The organism is Salmonella sp. 2020_1459, assembly GCF_043847915.1.
In the GTDB taxonomy this organism is placed as follows: Bacteria; Pseudomonadota; Gammaproteobacteria; order Enterobacterales; family Enterobacteriaceae; genus Salmonella; species Salmonella enterica.
Window position 1 is genome coordinate 294,414 of the sequence record NZ_JBCMFA010000007.1, and the last position, 15,763, is coordinate 310,176.

A 15,763-nucleotide genomic window follows, 5' to 3' on the forward strand; every position below is an offset into this window, starting at 1 on the left:
TGCCACATGACGTACAACATAATTTCCAAAAACGAGAGCAAAATCGAATACCCGGTGTTTTTTTACGTTTCAAAGTTGAGATAAAACCAGCTAATATAAGGACGATTAACTATCAGTAGCGTTATCCCTATTCTGGAGATATTCCTTTGATCAACGTTCTTCTTGTTGATGACCACGAACTGGTGCGCGCAGGGATACGACGCATTCTTGAAGATATAAAGGGCATTAAAGTTGTCGGTGAAGCGTGCTGCGGAGAGGATGCGGTAAAATGGTGCCGTACTAACGCCGTTGACGTCGTGCTGATGGATATGAACATGCCCGGTATTGGCGGCCTTGAGGCGACGCGTAAAATTGCCCGATCGACAGCGGATATCAAAGTGATCATGCTGACCGTCCATACGGAGAACCCGTTGCCCGCCAAAGTGATGCAGGCTGGCGCAGCTGGCTATCTCAGCAAAGGCGCTGCGCCTCAGGAGGTGGTGAGCGCTATTCGTTCGGTGTATTCCGGACAACGTTATATCGCCTCCGATATCGCTCAGCAGATGGCGCTCAGTCAGATCGAGCCTGCAAAAACGGAAACGCCGTTCGCCAGTTTGTCTGAACGCGAGTTGCAGATTATGCTGATGATCACCAAGGGTCAGAAGGTCAATGAGATTTCAGAACAGCTGAATCTCAGTCCTAAAACGGTGAACAGCTATCGCTATCGTATGTTCAGTAAATTAAACATTCATGGTGATGTTGAGCTGACTCACCTGGCAATCCGCCATGGCCTGTGTAATGCGGAGACGTTAACAAGCCAGTGAGTGAAATATTTGACGCAAAGGCGTTTTTGAAAACCGTTACCAGCCAACCCGGTGTCTATCGTATGTATGACGCCGGCGGTACGGTTATTTATGTCGGTAAAGCAAAAGACCTGAAAAAGCGTCTTTCCAGCTACTTTCGCAGCAACCTGGCTTCGCGTAAAACCGAAGCGCTAGTTGCGCAAATTCAACACATTGATGTCACGGTAACGCATACCGAAACGGAAGCGCTGCTGCTTGAGCATAATTACATCAAGTTGTATCAACCGCGTTACAACGTGTTGTTGCGTGATGATAAATCCTATCCTTTTATTTTTCTGAGCGGCGATACCCATCCGCGTCTGGCGATGCACCGTGGCGCCAAACATGCGAAAGGCGAGTACTTCGGTCCATTTCCTAATGGCTATGCCGTGCGGGAAACGCTGGCGCTGTTACAGAAAATTTTCCCTATCCGCCAGTGCGAAAACAGCGTGTATCGCAACCGCTCGCGTCCTTGCCTGCAATATCAGATTGGCCGCTGCTTAGGCCCCTGCGTTGCAGGACTGGTCAGCGAGGAGGAGTACACGCAACAGGTGGAGTATGTCCGGTTGTTTTTGTCCGGCAAGGACGACCAGGTCTTAACACAACTGATTGCCCGGATGGAAAAGGCCAGCCAGGATTTGGCATTTGAAGAGGCGGCGCGTATTCGCGATCAGATCCAGGCGGTACGCCGGGTCACGGAGAAACAGTTTGTCTCCAATGCGGGCGACGATCTCGACGTGATCGGTGTGGCTTTTGATGCGGGTATGGCCTGTGTGCATGTGCTGTTTATTCGCCAGGGTAAGGTGCTGGGCAGCCGCAGCTATTTTCCAAAAGTACCTGGCGGTACGGAACTGGGCGAAGTGGTGGAAACCTTTGTCGGGCAGTTTTACCTGCAGGGTAGCCAGATGCGCACGCTACCGGGCGAGATACTGCTCGATTTTAATCTGAGTGATAAAACGCTGCTGGCCGATTCGTTGTCGGAATTTGCCGGACGGCGTATTCATGTCCAGACAAAACCGCGCGGCGATCGCGCCCGTTATCTCAAGCTGGCGCGGACCAACGCGGCAACGGCCTTAATCACTAAACTCTCGCAGCAGTCCACCATCACGCAGCGTTTGACCGCGCTGGCGGCGGTATTAAAACTTCCTGCGATCAAGCGGATGGAGTGTTTTGACATCAGCCATACCATGGGGGAGCAAACGGTCGCATCCTGTGTGGTATTTGACGCTAACGGGCCGTTACGCGCCGAGTATCGTCGTTATAATATCGCGGGCATCACGCCGGGTGATGACTACGCGGCGATGAATCAGGTGCTACGTCGGCGTTATGGCAAGGCCATAGAAGAAAGTAAGATTCCGGATGTTATTCTGATCGACGGCGGAAAAGGGCAGCTCGCCCAGGCGAAAGCCGTTTTCGCTGAGCTGGATGTCCCCTGGGATAAGCATCGTCCTTTGCTGCTTGGCGTCGCCAAAGGCACGGACAGAAAGGCCGGTCTGGAAACACTCTTTTTTGAACCGGAAGGCGAGGGGTTTAGCCTGCCGCCGGACTCGCCGGCGCTGCATGTTATTCAGCATATTCGCGATGAGTCGCACGATCACGCGATCGGCGGGCACCGTAAAAAACGCGCGAAGGTTAAAAATACCAGTACGCTGGAAACTATTGAAGGCGTTGGGCCTAAACGTCGCCAGATGCTGCTGAAATATATGGGCGGTTTGCAAGGACTACGTAACGCCAGCGTAGAAGAAATTGCAAAAGTGCCGGGTATTTCGCAAGGTCTGGCAGAAAAGATCTTCTGGTCGTTGAAACATTGAGGCCACTGTAGCAACATAGGGGTAATTTCACTGACAACAGATAGTTACCCGTCACTATGCAATTTAATATCCCTACGTTGCTCACGCTGTTTCGCGTCATCCTGATTCCATTCTTTGTCGTGGTGTTTTATTTGCCGTTCGCCTGGGCGCCGATGGTCAGCGCGCTGATTTTCTGTATTGCCGCTATTACCGACTGGTTTGACGGCTTTCTGGCGCGACGCTGGAACCAGAGTACGCGTTTCGGCGCTTTCCTCGACCCCGTCGCCGACAAGGTGCTGGTGGCGATCGCCATGGTGCTGGTCACCGAGCATTATCATAGCTGGTGGGTGACGTTACCTGCGGCGACGATGATAGCCCGCGAAATTATTATCTCTGCTCTGCGTGAATGGATGGCGGAGCTGGGCAAACGCAGTAGTGTAGCGGTCTCCTGGATCGGTAAAGTCAAAACTACCGCGCAGATGGTGGCGCTGGCGTGGCTCTTGTGGCGTCCGAATATTTGGGTAGAGTATGCCGGGATCGCGCTTTTCTTTGTCGCAGCGGTGCTAACATTGTGGTCCATGTTGCAATATTTGAGCGCTGCACGCGGAGATTTGCTTGATCAGTGATCGTTTCGCCGCAAATTTCAGCAAACGATCGTGAGTGACGAAAAATATCGTTGACTCAGTGCGTCAGGTAAGTAGAATGCAACGCATCGAACGGCAGCACTGATTGCCAGACGATAACAAAATCAAGTGATTAACAAAGTTGCTTGATACTGCGGGAATAGCTCAGTTGGTAGAGCACGACCTTGCCAAGGTCGGGGTCGCGAGTTCGAGTCTCGTTTCCCGCTCCAGTTTAAAAGCATTGGCGTAAAGCGGATGCTGGCTGAAAAGCAAAAAAAAATTTGGCGCGTTAACAAAGCGGTTATGTAGCGGATTGCAAATCCGTCTAGTCCGGTTCGACTCCGGAACGCGCCTCCAATTTTTCCCGAGCCCGGATGGTGGAATCGGTAGACACAAGGGATTTAAAATCCCTCGGCGTTCGCGCTGTGCGGGTTCAAGTCCCGCTCCGGGTACCATGGGAAAGACAAGAATAATCAAAGCAATAAGCAGTGTCGTGAAACCACCTACGGGTGGTTTTTTTGTGCCTTCAATTTGTATGCCGACCGCGAGCGTGAACTTTCCAGCGCGATACACAGTAAAAAAACACCGGTAGCGGCATTTCTGCCAGTACAACAGTTATGTGCTACCGACCCGCAAGAACTTATGCCCGGTAAATACTAAACGTCGGGTAAATCAGCCGATAAAATCCATTAATCTGTATAAAAATGCTGATATGTTTTATGCCTGCTTTATTAAAGAGAGTAGGTCTGCCAGTGAAATATACCGATAATGCAAAATTATTTATTAGCTTCATTAATATTGGGATTGTAGGTTGTGCTTTGCTACTTTTTTTTATTTTGTATGAGCCTGAGAGTGCAATCGTAACCTACTCTCTTCCCGGTGAGCTTTCCTCTTCGACATGTGATGCACATAATTTTATTGGCTACGTCGATGCAAATGACTTTGCAGAGTATATAAAAAAAGTAGAACTGACGCGCTACAATATGTATTGTCTGAAAAAAACAGGGGCAGGCCAGTGGAGTATTTATGCAAATTAAACGAGTATATAACTGTTCAGGGGTATTTTCTGCACAATTTAATTAAAGGTAGATAGCGAACTAATATTCATTACAAGGTAATGTGATCCGCATCATAATTTAATCACGTTTTGCAATATTGTCTTAATAACAGGTCAACTACAGATAATTTCAGGTTTTCGTGAATGGCGGTTTTGGTCAGTCTCTATATTATGCTTTCCCCGCTTTACGGAGATGATGATGCAAAAGAAAACCTGGGCCGTTTTATTGATACCATTGTGCCTCACCGCTTGCCACCAGACGACCTACCGATCAACAGCCAAAGATGAAATTGTCGCAGAGAGCTATATTGACCCGACAAAAACACGCTTTCCGTTAGCGGATTATTCACAGTCGGTTGATAAATGGATACCTCCGGACTCAGCTGATTACACTATTCCGGTTATTGATAGTGCTACCCAACAACGCTACTTTAACGCACTAAAATCTCATTATTTCGGAATGGACAGTGAAGCTCACTCGCCGTGGAATGGTTTTTATATTACCACATTGCTGAAAAAAAACGCAGCACAGGCCCGGGATGCCAGTATTAAGCAGTTTCTTAGCGACGGCAGTGCTTATTGGGGGGAAAACTTCAGACTTTATACCTCTCGCTGGAAAGAGGAGGTTAGAGGGAATACGGATACGCAGATTGACAATATCTATCATGCCTCCCGGCGAGGTATTATGGTCAGAGAAAGTTTAGTCAGAGCGCTGCCAACGGACGACCCGCTCTTTAACGATCCCCGTCAGGCGGGCGAGGGGTATCCGTTTGATAATTTACAAATGTCTTCGCTGCGTCCCGGTACGCCGGTCTATACGCTGACGAAGAGCAAAGACCAACGCTGGCAATATGTCGTTTCACCAGCGGTAACTGGCTGGGTTCATAGTGAAGATATTGCCAGTACGGATCAGAAATTTATAACACAGTGGGTTTTGCTCGCTCACAAGCAACTGGGGGCATTTATCAACGCGCCGGTTTCTGTCCATGCCGCAGGCGTCTATTATTTCACCGGGCGACCGGGCACTATTTTACCGTTCCGACATCAACGGGCGGGCCAGTTCCTGATTGCGGCGCCAGTTCGCGACAGCAATGGTCGTGCGTTTATCCATTGGGTCTGGCTAAGCGGTAACGAGTTTACGGCTATGCCGTGGAAAATGACGCCGGAAAATATCGCCGTGCTAATGAAAGCAATGCACGGCGCCCCCTACGGTTGGGGAAATTTTAACTTTTATAATGATTGTTCAGCCGAAGTCCGCAGCCTGTTAATGCCGTTTGGCATATTCCTGCCCAGACATTCATCCGCGCAGGTAGAGGCTGCTGGACGGGTGGTCGATCTTAGTCATAAAAGTCCCCAAATGCGGATCGATTATCTCACCAGATACGGAAAACCGTTTACTACGCTGGTCTATATTCCAGGGCATATTATGCTGTATATCGGTAACACAACCATGAATGGGCAGGTCGTGCCGATGACTTATCAGAATATCTGGGGATTGCGCCCAAACCATGCTAATAGCCGGAGCATTATCGGTGAGGCGGTTTTTTTGCCGTTACTGCGTTTTTATCCTGAAAATCCTGAGCTGATATCGCTGGCTGGTAAGGTTCTGTTTAAGCTTGGTTATATAGAATAGGTTGACAAACTGTGTTATCGCGGAAGACATGATTAAGGCAACCGTGCGCGTGGATATAAAGAGAGTATCCCTGTAAACTGTGTCTGAAAAAAGTATGCGCTATAGTGCGGGCTGTTTATTTGAAATACTATCTGGAGCTGATTCTGGATGTGATTATGTGCCTCACACATTGAAGTGAGAGTTATTGTTGGCGGTATCTGGCTGGAGGCTGGGTGGTAAAAAGACGTAATTTATTGCATTTTAATAACGGTGCCCGGTCAGAGCGCGATCTTGGGGATCTGGTCACTAAAGTTTTTGAGAAAGCGGCGAAAAAAGAACCGCAACCGCTATACACATTTAGCCTGCCGTTGCTGAGTGTGCAGGATGATATCCGTGTTTACTGTAAGAAAAAAAATATCAAAATAGGGTACGATACGCTGTTTATGGAAATAACCTTTTCTGCTGACAGAGAAGCGGTAGACGAACTCATTAAACACTTTTTTACTGAAAATAAGCTCTATTTGAGAGGGCGGTTTTATCTGTCCGCGGCGGTGGTATAAGTTAGCATGAGTATAATATAGCGAGAAACCCATCTCTCTCTTTTGTGTGGGGCGAGCGCTTCCTGGCGGAAAATCTGCGCCCTGATCCTCCTTTTGTGCGTTAACTTCCGGAATCCTCCTCATTTCGTGTTAATCTGGCCCCTGATGGTTGCCATCCAAACTGCCTGCAAAAAAATTATTTTTATCCGCTGCAATGTAAGAGGCCTACAGGCGGAAGTCATCACTGAGGAAAAGCGTTATGAAAATGGAACCATTAAACGAGAACGAGCTGGAATGGCTGGATGATGTGCTGACGAAATACAATACCGATCAGGCCATTTTGGATGTCGCGGAGCTGGACGGTCTGATTACTGCGGTACTAAGTTCTCCGCGTCCCATCGAGCCGGAACAGTGGCTGGTCGCGATATGGGGGGGACCCGCGTACGTACCGCGCTGGACATCTGAAAAAGAAATGACGCGATTTATGGAGCTGGTGTTCCAGCACATGGCGGACACAGCCGCCCGGCTTGAAGACTATCCAGAACAGTTCGAGCCGCTGTTTGGCCTGCGAGAAGTTGATGGCCATGAATTAACGATTGTTGAAGAATGGTGCTTTGGTTACATGCGCGGAGTGTCGCTGTCCGACTGGTCTGACTTGCCGGATACGCTAAAACCGGCGCTGGAAGCGATTGCCTTACACGGCACTGAAGAAAACTTTGCGCTGTTGGATAAAATGAGCCCGGAAGCGTTCGATAAAAGCGTTGATGCTATCCGTATCGCGGCGCTTGAGCTGCATGCCTGGTGGATGGCGCATCCGCACACGACGCCGCTACAGATGCCGATAAAAGCAGAGGTGAAAGTGGGGCGTAACGATCCTTGTCCATGCGGGAGCGGCAAAAAATTTAAGCAGTGCTGCCTGCATTAATGGCTCGTAAACGGCCATAGCGTGACGATTATCGAGCCTGGACGGCGTCCGGGCCCGGTAATCTTTGCCTGACATTAACCTGGATCGGGCAGGAACCCCAGTGCGATCGAAAACTGGACGCCAATCACGACAATGCCGCAGATAAACACCAGCGCCAGCGCTGGCGTGCCGCCTGCCACACGATATCCCGCCTGAGGGCTCTGTTTACGGCATTGCCAGACCAGCATAGCAGGGATGAGCAGTGCCAGCACTGCCAGCGCTACGCCGGCATAGCCTAATGCCATCACAAATCCGCGTGGGTAGAAAAGCGCAAACGCCAGCGGCGGCAGAAAGGTAATCAGCCCGGTTTGCAGGCGTCCGGACACCATACTGCGGCGCTGGAATAGATCGGCCAGGTAATCAAATAATCCTAGCGCTACGCCCAGAAAAGAGGTCGCCAGCGCCAGATCGGCGAACAGGTGGACCGCCAGTTCGACATGTGGCGAAGCGACCACTTCTCTGAGCGCCTGCAGCAGGCCATTTAACCCGGCATGGCTGGCCAGTAGCCCTCTGAATGTCGGCGAGTCGATACTTCCCAGCGTGGCGAGCTGCCAAAAAATATAGGCCACTAGCGGAATGGCGCTACCCGTCATAAAGACCCAACGCAGCCGGCGAATGTTGCCGTTCATATAACTCACTATACTCGGTACGCTTCCGTGAAAACCAAACGAGGTGAAAATGACCGGTATGGCGGATAACGCCAGCCCCTGCTGTAAAGGAAGCGTAAGAAGATTTACTTTATGAATATGTGGCGTGAGCAACGCAAGCATGATGACCAGAAAAATGATCTTTGCGCTAAACAGGAAGCGGTTAAAAAGGTCGACCAGCGAGGTGCCCACACACACCACCCCACCGGCAACAAAGGTGAACAGCAGCACCCCGGCAGCGGGCGAGAGCGTGGCGCCAAGCCAGTTATTAATACTGGATGCCAGTAATTCTCCGGCTCCGGAAATGTAGGCGGCGGTGAGCGCATACATTAAGAACATCATACTGAATCCCGTAAGCCACTGTCCGTAACGTCCAAGATAGCGTTTTGCCAACGAGCCCAGTCCGGTATCCGCCGGAACGTGTTGATATACCTCCAGTAATAGTAGCGCGGTATAACACATCAGCGCCCACAGGCCAATCAACAATCCCAGCGTGACGCTGAAACCAACGCCAGCCGCTGCCAGCGGCATTGCCAGCATCCCGGCGCCGATAGTGGTGCCTGCCACGATAAAAATACTGCCCAGAGTTCTGTTTTTCACGCTTTCTACTACCCCGGTAACAAAGAACGGTGATATCCGCGGCGCAGGGTAAGGCATTACGCTATTTTCGTCAAATGGTCGTTACAATTGGTGTGCTGTAAAGTTTACAGTTTCGGGCATAAAAGCGAATATGAGAGGAGACGCGGACAACCGCCGCAAACCTGCGCTAGCGCAAAGTCGCTCGCACAAGGACACATTAGGCTACGAGTTTTATTCAGGAGGGGTTATGGATTCCATTCACGGTCACGAAGTACTCAACATGATGATTGAGTCTGGCGAGCAGTACACGCATACCTCGCTGGAGGCGGCAATAAAAGCGCGCTTTGGCGAGCGGGCACGATTTCACACCTGTTCAGCGTCAGATATGACGGCGGCGGAACTGGTTGCGTTTCTGGCGGCAAAAGGAAAGTTTATTGCGGTGGAGGACGGTTTTTCAACGCATGAGAGTAAAATCTGCCGCCATTAATACGCCACGGTGAGAGCTCGTCTCACCGTGTAAGGACGTGCTGGATTAATTTTGTGTATCCAGGGTGGAGAGTTCTTTATCAATGAAATAAAGCCCTTCGCCGCTTTTTCCCGCCAGCGTTAATTTATCAATAATAGATTTGAACAATTTTTCTTCTTCATGCTGTTCTGCCACATACCACTGCAAGAAATTAAATGTCGGATAATCCTGGCTGGTCATTGCGGCATGAGCCAGTTCATTAATTTTTTGCGTAATAAGCTGCTCATGCTCATAGGTCGCGCGGAACAGCTCATCCAGTGAGGTGTACTCAGCGAAGGGCGAAGAAACGGTATTAATGCGCGGCAGGCTTCCGGTATCGGTAAGGTAGTCAAACAGGCGCTGCATATGCGTCATCTCTTCTTGCGCATGGCGACGAAGAAATGCGGCCGCGCCTTCAAAACTGTGATAGCTGCACCACGCGCTCATTTGTTGATAGAGCAGGGAGGAGTACAACTCCAGATTCATTTGCTCATTCAGTTTGTCGATCATTTCTGTTTTCAGCATGGTTCCGCTCCACAAATAGCAAAAGATATACAGTAATGTGGCGCCACTATAATTTGTTATTTTATTATTTGCAAAAGGTAAAATATTAAATTTAATTATTAAAAATACGAATGGGAATAAAACGCATTAACGCCAGTGTATAGGGTATAAAAATAAAGGAAAGCCAGCACCTTCATGCTGGCAATAGCGACCCTGCGCTCTCCTCCATTGTACATGGTGTCGGCATTAAGCCAGCCGCCTTAATAATAAAGCGGCATGATTTGCGGGACGGCAACGCCCCGGCACTGCCAGGAGAGGGTAAATCGGGTGTTCAGACACAACGAGCCCGCATAAATGCTACAGGTTCCTACCGGCTGACCAAACGAAACGGCATCGGCATAGCCCATCTGCTGGCATTCGCGTGTTGCGGTCCCGTGAGATACATAATCATCTGTCCGTGAAGTAAAAAATAGCGGCTGGTTATACGTCAGGCGCACGATGCCGCTTATCGGGCTGGCTTCGCTGACCTGCGCTTGTCGAGTAATGGTGCATCCCGTCAGGGCTAGCAGTGAAAGAGTAAAAATAAGAGGCTTCATAAAATCGCTCCGACAATTCGGTATCAGACCATGCTACCTCGTGTCTTGCACCGTCAATGGCTGGAATAACTTACGGATTCGCCTTGATTAAAGGTAACGGCAGGAGGTTTACAGCGGGAACAGAAAATGTGTGAGCGTCTCTTCATTTAATGAAACTTGGTTTCATTAAATTTGAATGCGTGTTCTTAAGTGTGTAGTGTGGGCAAAACGTCATGATTTACGCAGACGCGACCGTCTGCATTCAGGAGGAACACGATGAAAATTGCACTGATGATGGAAAATAGCCAGGCCAGCAAAAATGCCATCATTTATAACGAACTTAGCGCCGTCGCCAATGAAAAGGGATTTCCCGTTTTTAACGTTGGCATGTGCGACGAAAATGACCATCACCTGACGTACATTCATTTAGGCATCATGGCGAGTATTCTGCTTAATGCAAACGCGGTTGATTTTGTGGTTACTGGCTGTGGCACCGGTCAGGGCGCGCTGATGTCGTTAAATATTCATCCAGGTGTCATTTGTGGCTATTGCATCGATCCGGCAGATGCTTTTCTGTTTGCGCAGATCAACAACGGCAATGCGTTGTCCCTGCCATTTGCGAAAGGCTTTGGCTGGGGCGCTGAGCTGAACGTGCGTTTCATCTTTGAAAAAGCGTTTACCGGGCGTAAAGGCGAGGGGTATCCGCCTGAGCGCAAAGCGCCGCAGGTACGCAATGCGGGCATTTTGAATCAGGTTAAGGCCGCGGTCGTCAAAGAGAATTATCTGGATACACTACGGGCTATCGATCCTGAACTGGTTAAAACGGCGGTTTCAGGGCCGCGTTTCCAGCAATGTTTGTTTGAAAACGGCCAGAATAAAGAAATAGAAGCGTTTGTACGTGAGATGCTGGGGTAATGCCTGGACAAGACAGAGGCGTTTCGCGCCTGTCGGCTGGCATGATGTGCCGATAATACGCCAGTAGCGACAGGCACCACCTCTGGCAAACAGATCAGAAACGGTGTAGGCCGGATAAGCTGCTTCGCGTTGCTATCCGGCTAATAACGTCTCAATATTGTCGCTCGGGGTGCCGCTATCAGTGATGCTGATAGGTCACGACGTTAAGGAGATGCTGATCGGTTTGCGCCAGGCATAGCCCTGCTCGTTTAGCGCTGCGAACTTCTTCGAGAATAGTTTGTAAAAGTACGCCATCCTGCTGCTGCTCTTTTTCCAGGGTATGGAGAAAATCAAGCGTTGAGGCATCATTCAGCGCTTTCGCTTCATCTGCCAGACGCGACAGCGTGCTGGCGCGTTGCTGATAATCCTCCAGGGTTTTCTGGAACAACTCTTCCAGAGAGCAGAGCTCTTCACCCGGAACGTCAATGGCTTTAACGATAGGGGTGGCGCCGGCGTTTTTCATAAAATTAAACATGCGCATCATTTGCGTCACGTTGCCTTGCGCCTGGGTACGAAGAAAGGTGGCGGTGCCTGTTAAACTGTGTTCAGAACACCATTCGCTTAGATGGAGGTAAAGATTTGATGCGTAAAACTCAAGGTTCATTGGCGTGTTGAGCTTTTGAACCATTCCTACAGCTGCCATAACAATATCCTTATTTCCAGAAAGTGTTGATGTGCATGACAGACGAGAATGCAACGGGCCGTTGTCACATTCTTACCTCTATGCACAATAAATACTCTTAGCAGAAGAACTCCGTTCCGCCAGTCCCTTATGCGATCTCATTTCCTGTTTATCGATCGGTAATGAGAATAGCGCGTCAATAAAAATAAGAAAATCCTTAAATGCAATTGTTTATCTTTTTTTACATTTTCAGCGGTGTGATTTTTTCAGGTGTAATGATTTTGGATGAGGAGCAGTTGCAACCATTTGAAAGTTAAATGATATTATATAGATTTGTAATTTATGAAACATTGTTTCAGATCATGGGTTAAGCCTTTTAAGTATGTTAATTTCAATAAAATAAACATTAGTCAGTCTGGATATCACACGCATAAACGGTTGAGAGCAAATATGCCTGTTTTTATAAACTAGCCGATTTTGCGGTAGATCATTTTTAATGTCATTAATCATACGAGCACGTTATTCGGTTAAGCGCAGTTTTGCTGGGTGACTCGTTAACAAGGAGCAGTCAATGAAAAAGGTCGCGGTGCTGTTGGCGCCAGGATTTGAAGAAGCAGAGGCCATTGTTACTCTTGATATTCTGCGACGTTTGCATATCGACGTCGAAACGCTGGCGTGTGCTGAATCACGGGCGGTGGTGAGTTACCATGATATTCCTATGGTTGCGGACAGCACGCTGAGTGAACGCCAGCAGGCGCTTTTTGATGCGGTAGTGCTGCCGGGCGGTCCGCAGGGGAGCGCTAATCTGGCGGCTAATCCGGCGGTGATCGCTTTCGTTGCGCGTCATGATGCGGCAGGCAAATTTATTTGTCCTATCTGTTCCGCGGCGGCAAGGGTGCTGGGTGCTCACGGATTGCTGAAGGGGCGTCGTTATGTCTGTTCCGGCGACCTGTGGAAAGCGGTTCCGGAAGGTGTCTATGTGGATGCGCCCGTTGTTGAAGATGGTAATTTAATTAGCGGCAAAGGCTTGGGTCATGTCTTTGATTTCGGGCTAACCCTTTCCGCCAGACTGCTGGGAGACGATGCGCCGGTTCGCGAACAGGCTGAACATATCTATTATCCCTGGTAATCGTTATTCACCCAGGGCCATAAGGATTAGCTGGCTGATGTTATGGATTAATGGGCTGGCTTTCCTGCCTTTTGGCTGATGAATTCGCTCTGGGTTATGTCATTTTCCGCTAAAACTATTCCCGCCATCAGCATTTATCTAATGAATGAAAGACAGTGCACCGTTTTACGTCTTCTCTAACAAAAATCGTTTGATTTTACCCTACATAAAAAACGCTAAAGCAGGTCAATGACTTCCCTGGGTTATGAGTTAATCGTTATTTCTGCGTGCGTATTAGGGGGCGTTTTCCTGAGAGGCGGCCTCGGAAAAATCTCATATGTGGTGGCGAGCGTACTGATATCAGGAACGGTGGAGAACGCGATGAACCTGCTCAACATTTCACCTTTTGCACAGTACGTGGTTCGCGGCTGAATCCTTCTGGCAGCAGTTATCTTCGACCATTATAAGCAAAAAGCGAAGCGTACGATTTGATGAATTAACACTCAACTAAACAGTATAGCTTCACGTCATCGCCAGCCGCTACCCCGGCTGGCGATGGTCTTTCTAAATGGCGAGCAGCGTCACACTGTCTATACTTACATGACTAATGAGACCGTTTGTGAGTCTCAATATGATGATAAGGAGGAGACCAGGGTGGCAGAACCGTTAACCGTATCCCCCGAACTCACTGCGAACTATGCGTATTTTTTTGACCTTGATGGCACATTGGCAGAGATAAAGCCTCATCCCAATCAGGTAGTGGTACCGCATAAAATCCTTCAGTTGTTAGACCGTCTCGCGGCGCACAACGCAGGGGCACTGGCATTGATTTCAGGGCGTTCAATGACTGAGCTGGATGCTTTGGCGAAGCCTTTTCGCTTTCCACTCGCTGGCGTTCACGGGGCAGAGCGTCGTGACATCAATGGTAAAACCCATATCGTGCGCCTTCCTGAAGCGGTAGTCCGTGAGGTAGAGGCGTTATTACGTTCGACGCTTGTAGCGCTGCCCGGAACGGAGCTGGAGACGAAGGGGATGGCATTTGCGCTGCACTACCGTCAGGCTCCGGAACATGAAGCGGCGCTGTTGGCGCTTGCGCAACACGTTACGCAGCACTGGCCGCAACTGGCGTTGCAGCCTGGTAAATGTGTTGTGGAAATCAAACCTAAGGGAACTAATAAAGGCGAAGCCATTGCCGCCTTTATGCAGGAGGCGCCCTTTGCAGGACGGATTCCCGTTTTTGTGGGCGACGATTTGACCGATGAGGCTGGCTTTGGCGTGGTGAATCACGCTGGCGGAATTTCCGTAAAAGTGGGCGTCGGGGCAACCCAGGCGGCATGGCGGCTGGAAAGCGTACCCGATGTCTGGCGCTGGCTGGAACAAATCAATTATCCACAACAAGAACAACAAGTAATGAATAACAGGAGAGATGGCTATGAGTCGTTTAGTCGTAGTATCTAATCGAATTGCCCCCCCGGATAATAAAGGCGGCGCCGGCGGCCTCGCCGTTGGCGTGCTTGGCGCGCTAAAAGCGGCTGGCGGGTTGTGGTTCGGCTGGAGTGGCGAGACAGGTAACGAGGATGAGCCATTAAAAAAGGTGACAAAAGGTAATATTACCTGGGCATCGTTTAACCTGAGTGAACAAGATTACGAAGATTATTACTGTCAATTTTCCAATGCGGTTCTCTGGCCTGCGTTCCACTATCGTCTGGACCTGGTACAGTTTCAGCGTCCTGCATGGGAAGGCTATATGCGGGTGAATGCGTTATTAGCGGATAAGTTATTGCCCCTCATTAAAGAGAACGACATCATTTGGGTGCATGACTACCACCTGTTACCGTTCGCCAGCGAGCTGCGTAAACGCGGCGTGAACAACCGAATTGGTTTTTTCCTGCATATTCCATTCCCGACCCCGGAGATTTTTAACGCTTTACCGCCGCATGATGAACTGCTGGAGCAGTTGTGTGACTTTGATCTGCTCGGGTTCCAGACCGAAAATGATCGCCTGGCTTTTCTGGATAGCCTTTCGAGTCAAACGCGAGTCACGACTCGCAGCGGCAAGCAGCATATTGCGTGGGGGAAAAACTTCCAGACAGAAGTGTATCCTATCGGTATTGAGCCCGATGAGATTGCTCTGCAGGCTGCCGGGCCGTTGCCGCCTAAACTGGCGCAGCTCAAGGCGGAACTGAAAAATGTGAAGAATATTTTTTCCGTTGAGCGGCTGGATTATTCGAAAGGGTTGCCGGAACGCTTTCTGGCGTATGAAGCGCTACTGGAAAACTACCCGCAGCATCGGGGAAAAATTCGTTATACCCAAATTGCGCCTACGTCACGCGGCGAAGTACAGGCATATCAGGATATTCGCCACCAGCTTGAGACGGAAGCAGGCCGGATTAATGGGAAATATGGACAATTGGGCTGGACGCCGCTCTATTATCTGAATCAGCATTTCGACCGTAAACTGTTAATGAAGATATTCCGTTATTCAGACGTCGGGCTCGTCACCCCGTTGCGTGACGGGATGAACCTGGTGGCGAAAGAGTTTGTCGCCGCGCAGGATCCCGCTAACCCTGGCGTACTGGTACTGTCACAGTTTGCCGGCGCGGCGAATGAACTGACGTCGGCGTTAATCGTCAATCCTTACGATCGGGATGACGTGGCGGCGGCGCTCAATCGCGCGTTAACGATGCCCCTTGCCGAGCGTATTTCGCGCCATGCGGAAATGCTGGACGTGATCGTTAAAAATGACATTAACCGCTGGCAGGAGCGTTTTATTCATGACCTAAAGGAGGTCACGCCGCGTAGCCCTGAGCGTCAGCAGCAGAACAACGTGGCGACGTTCCCTAAGCTGGCCTGAAATATCGCG

16 protein-coding genes, 3 tRNA genes and 1 pseudogene are annotated in these 15,763 nt (G+C 49.7%); 16 read left to right on the plus strand and 4 right to left on the minus strand.

Translation table 11 applies throughout. From position 1 onward, the window contains the following. Nucleotides 1-146: 146 nt before the first annotated feature. The 10 genes from uvrY to ACH0VJ_RS18845 all read left to right on the plus strand — a co-directional run bounded on the left by uvrY (nucleotide 147) and on the right by ACH0VJ_RS18845 (nucleotide 7,367). Nucleotides 147-803 carry a UvrY/SirA/GacA family response regulator transcription factor gene (gene uvrY, locus ACH0VJ_RS18800; protein WP_000611323.1) on the plus strand — a complete coding sequence of 219 codons (657 nt, stop codon included), beginning with the start codon at nucleotides 147-149 and terminating at the stop codon, nucleotides 801-803. Further along, nucleotides 800-2,632, plus strand: a complete 1,833-nt coding sequence (gene uvrC, locus ACH0VJ_RS18805) for an excinuclease ABC subunit UvrC (RefSeq protein WP_001289470.1) — start codon at nucleotides 800-802, stop codon at nucleotides 2,630-2,632. Before uvrY ends, uvrC begins: the two co-directional genes overlap by 4 nt. A gap of 56 nt (nucleotides 2,633-2,688) precedes the next feature. Then, nucleotides 2,689-3,237 (plus strand): CDP-diacylglycerol--glycerol-3-phosphate 3-phosphatidyltransferase, encoded by a 549-nt coding sequence (gene pgsA / locus ACH0VJ_RS18810; RefSeq protein ID WP_001160192.1) that lies wholly within the window; start codon nucleotides 2,689-2,691, stop codon nucleotides 3,235-3,237. Nucleotides 3,238-3,388: 151 nt separating this feature from the next. After that, nucleotides 3,389-3,464: transfer RNA gene (locus tag ACH0VJ_RS18815), tRNA-Gly, on the plus strand. 53 nt (nucleotides 3,465-3,517) lie between these two features. Beyond that, nucleotides 3,518-3,591, plus strand: a tRNA-Cys gene (locus ACH0VJ_RS18820). Between the two features lie 11 nt (nucleotides 3,592-3,602). Then, nucleotides 3,603-3,689 (plus strand) — tRNA-Leu (locus ACH0VJ_RS18825). A 249-nt stretch (nucleotides 3,690-3,938) separates the two neighbouring features. Then, nucleotides 3,939-4,271, plus strand: coding sequence for a hypothetical protein (locus ACH0VJ_RS18830; protein WP_049833052.1), 333 nt, complete (start codon nucleotides 3,939-3,941; stop codon nucleotides 4,269-4,271). Between the two features lie 213 nt (nucleotides 4,272-4,484). Next, a complete protein-coding gene (locus ACH0VJ_RS18835; protein WP_077907585.1) occupies nucleotides 4,485-5,924 on the plus strand; it encodes an SH3 domain-containing C40 family peptidase in 1,440 nt (479 codons plus the stop codon). 212 nt (nucleotides 5,925-6,136) lie between these two features. Next, nucleotides 6,137-6,463 carry a glucose-6-phosphate dehydrogenase gene (locus ACH0VJ_RS18840; protein ID WP_000240832.1) on the plus strand — a complete coding sequence of 109 codons (327 nt, stop codon included), beginning with the start codon at nucleotides 6,137-6,139 and terminating at the stop codon, nucleotides 6,461-6,463. Between the two features lie 238 nt (nucleotides 6,464-6,701). Then, nucleotides 6,702-7,367 carry a YecA family protein gene (locus ACH0VJ_RS18845; RefSeq protein ID WP_000781526.1) on the plus strand — a complete coding sequence of 222 codons (666 nt, stop codon included), beginning with the start codon at nucleotides 6,702-6,704 and terminating at the stop codon, nucleotides 7,365-7,367. A 74-nt stretch (nucleotides 7,368-7,441) separates the two neighbouring features. Here the strand turns inward: ACH0VJ_RS18845 and tyrP are convergent, their stop codons facing one another. Then, a complete protein-coding gene (gene tyrP / locus ACH0VJ_RS18850) occupies nucleotides 7,442-8,653 on the minus strand; it encodes a tyrosine transporter TyrP (protein WP_023196173.1) in 1,212 nt (403 codons plus the stop codon). A 226-nt stretch (nucleotides 8,654-8,879) separates the two neighbouring features. On the opposite strand from tyrP, the gene ACH0VJ_RS18855 reads away from it, so the two are divergent. Then, the gene (locus tag ACH0VJ_RS18855; protein WP_000377238.1) at nucleotides 8,880-9,119 is read left to right on the plus strand and encodes a YecH family metal-binding protein; all 240 of its coding nucleotides are present in this window, start codon (nucleotides 8,880-8,882) and stop codon (nucleotides 9,117-9,119) included. Between the two features lie 45 nt (nucleotides 9,120-9,164). Here ACH0VJ_RS18855 and ftnA read toward each other — a convergent pair whose 3' ends face one another. Together ftnA and ACH0VJ_RS18865 are read right to left on the minus strand one after the other, a co-directional pair. After that, nucleotides 9,165-9,662: a non-heme ferritin gene (gene ftnA / locus ACH0VJ_RS18860; RefSeq protein WP_000920619.1), complete on the minus strand. Its 498-nt coding sequence runs from the start codon at nucleotides 9,660-9,662 to the stop codon at nucleotides 9,165-9,167. A gap of 239 nt (nucleotides 9,663-9,901) precedes the next feature. Then, on the minus strand, nucleotides 9,902-10,237 hold the full coding sequence (locus tag ACH0VJ_RS18865) for a YecR-like lipofamily protein (protein WP_000803229.1): 336 nt from the start codon (nucleotides 10,235-10,237) through the stop codon (nucleotides 9,902-9,904). Nucleotides 10,238-10,492: 255 nt separating this feature from the next. Here ACH0VJ_RS18865 and ACH0VJ_RS18870 point away from each other — a divergent pair, with 255 nt between their 5' ends. Continuing rightward, a complete protein-coding gene (locus ACH0VJ_RS18870) occupies nucleotides 10,493-11,131 on the plus strand; it encodes an RpiB/LacA/LacB family sugar-phosphate isomerase (protein WP_000684804.1) in 639 nt (212 codons plus the stop codon). Between the two features lie 178 nt (nucleotides 11,132-11,309). Here the strand turns inward: ACH0VJ_RS18870 and ACH0VJ_RS18875 are convergent, their stop codons facing one another. Beyond that, on the minus strand, nucleotides 11,310-11,813 hold the full coding sequence (locus tag ACH0VJ_RS18875; RefSeq protein ID WP_000741707.1) for a non-heme ferritin-like protein: 504 nt from the start codon (nucleotides 11,811-11,813) through the stop codon (nucleotides 11,310-11,312). Nucleotides 11,814-12,363: 550 nt separating this feature from the next. Between ACH0VJ_RS18875 and ACH0VJ_RS18880 the strand changes: the two genes are divergently transcribed. The 4 genes and pseudogenes from ACH0VJ_RS18880 (at nucleotide 12,364) to otsA (ending at nucleotide 15,754) form a co-directional block, all read left to right on the plus strand. Next, nucleotides 12,364-12,921, plus strand: a complete 558-nt coding sequence (locus ACH0VJ_RS18880; RefSeq protein WP_000754797.1) for a DJ-1/PfpI family protein — start codon at nucleotides 12,364-12,366, stop codon at nucleotides 12,919-12,921. Between the two features lie 228 nt (nucleotides 12,922-13,149). After that, nucleotides 13,150-13,332 (plus strand): annotated as a pseudogene (araH, locus tag ACH0VJ_RS18885) (L-arabinose ABC transporter permease AraH); the annotation flags it as partial. A 222-nt stretch (nucleotides 13,333-13,554) separates the two neighbouring features. Beyond that, a complete protein-coding gene (gene otsB, locus ACH0VJ_RS18890; protein ID WP_000840120.1) occupies nucleotides 13,555-14,358 on the plus strand; it encodes a trehalose-phosphatase in 804 nt (267 codons plus the stop codon). Next, entirely contained in the window at nucleotides 14,333-15,754 is a 1,422-nt protein-coding gene (gene otsA / locus ACH0VJ_RS18895) for an alpha,alpha-trehalose-phosphate synthase (RefSeq protein ID WP_000089045.1), read from the plus strand. Before otsB ends, otsA begins: the two co-directional genes overlap by 26 nt. The last annotated feature ends 9 nt before the right edge of the window (nucleotides 15,755-15,763 follow it).

What these genes read in the sequence shown, in the direction of transcription:
- pgsA (WP_001160192.1), top strand. Translation starts at nt 2,689, where the DNA reads ATGCAATTTAATATCCCTACGTTGCTCACGCTGTTTCGCGTCATCCTG.
- ACH0VJ_RS18830 (WP_049833052.1), top strand. Translation starts at nt 3,939, where the DNA reads ATGCTGATATGTTTTATGCCTGCTTTATTAAAGAGAGTAGGTCTGCCA.
- ACH0VJ_RS18835 (WP_077907585.1), top strand. Translation starts at nt 4,485, where the DNA reads ATGATGATGCAAAAGAAAACCTGGGCCGTTTTATTGATACCATTGTGC.
- ACH0VJ_RS18845 (WP_000781526.1), top strand. Translation starts at nt 6,702, where the DNA reads ATGAAAATGGAACCATTAAACGAGAACGAGCTGGAATGGCTGGATGAT.
- ACH0VJ_RS18855 (WP_000377238.1), top strand. Translation starts at nt 8,880, where the DNA reads ATGGATTCCATTCACGGTCACGAAGTACTCAACATGATGATTGAGTCT.
- ftnA (WP_000920619.1), bottom strand. Translation starts at nt 9,662, where the DNA reads ATGCTGAAAACAGAAATGATCGACAAACTGAATGAGCAAATGAATCTG.
- ACH0VJ_RS18865 (WP_000803229.1), bottom strand. Translation starts at nt 10,237, where the DNA reads ATGAAGCCTCTTATTTTTACTCTTTCACTGCTAGCCCTGACGGGATGC.
- ACH0VJ_RS18870 (WP_000684804.1), top strand. Translation starts at nt 10,493, where the DNA reads ATGAAAATTGCACTGATGATGGAAAATAGCCAGGCCAGCAAAAATGCC.
- ACH0VJ_RS18875 (WP_000741707.1), bottom strand. Translation starts at nt 11,813, where the DNA reads ATGGCAGCTGTAGGAATGGTTCAAAAGCTCAACACGCCAATGAACCTT.
- ACH0VJ_RS18880 (WP_000754797.1), top strand. Translation starts at nt 12,364, where the DNA reads ATGAAAAAGGTCGCGGTGCTGTTGGCGCCAGGATTTGAAGAAGCAGAG.
- otsA (WP_000089045.1), top strand. Translation starts at nt 14,333, where the DNA reads ATGAGTCGTTTAGTCGTAGTATCTAATCGAATTGCCCCCCCGGATAAT.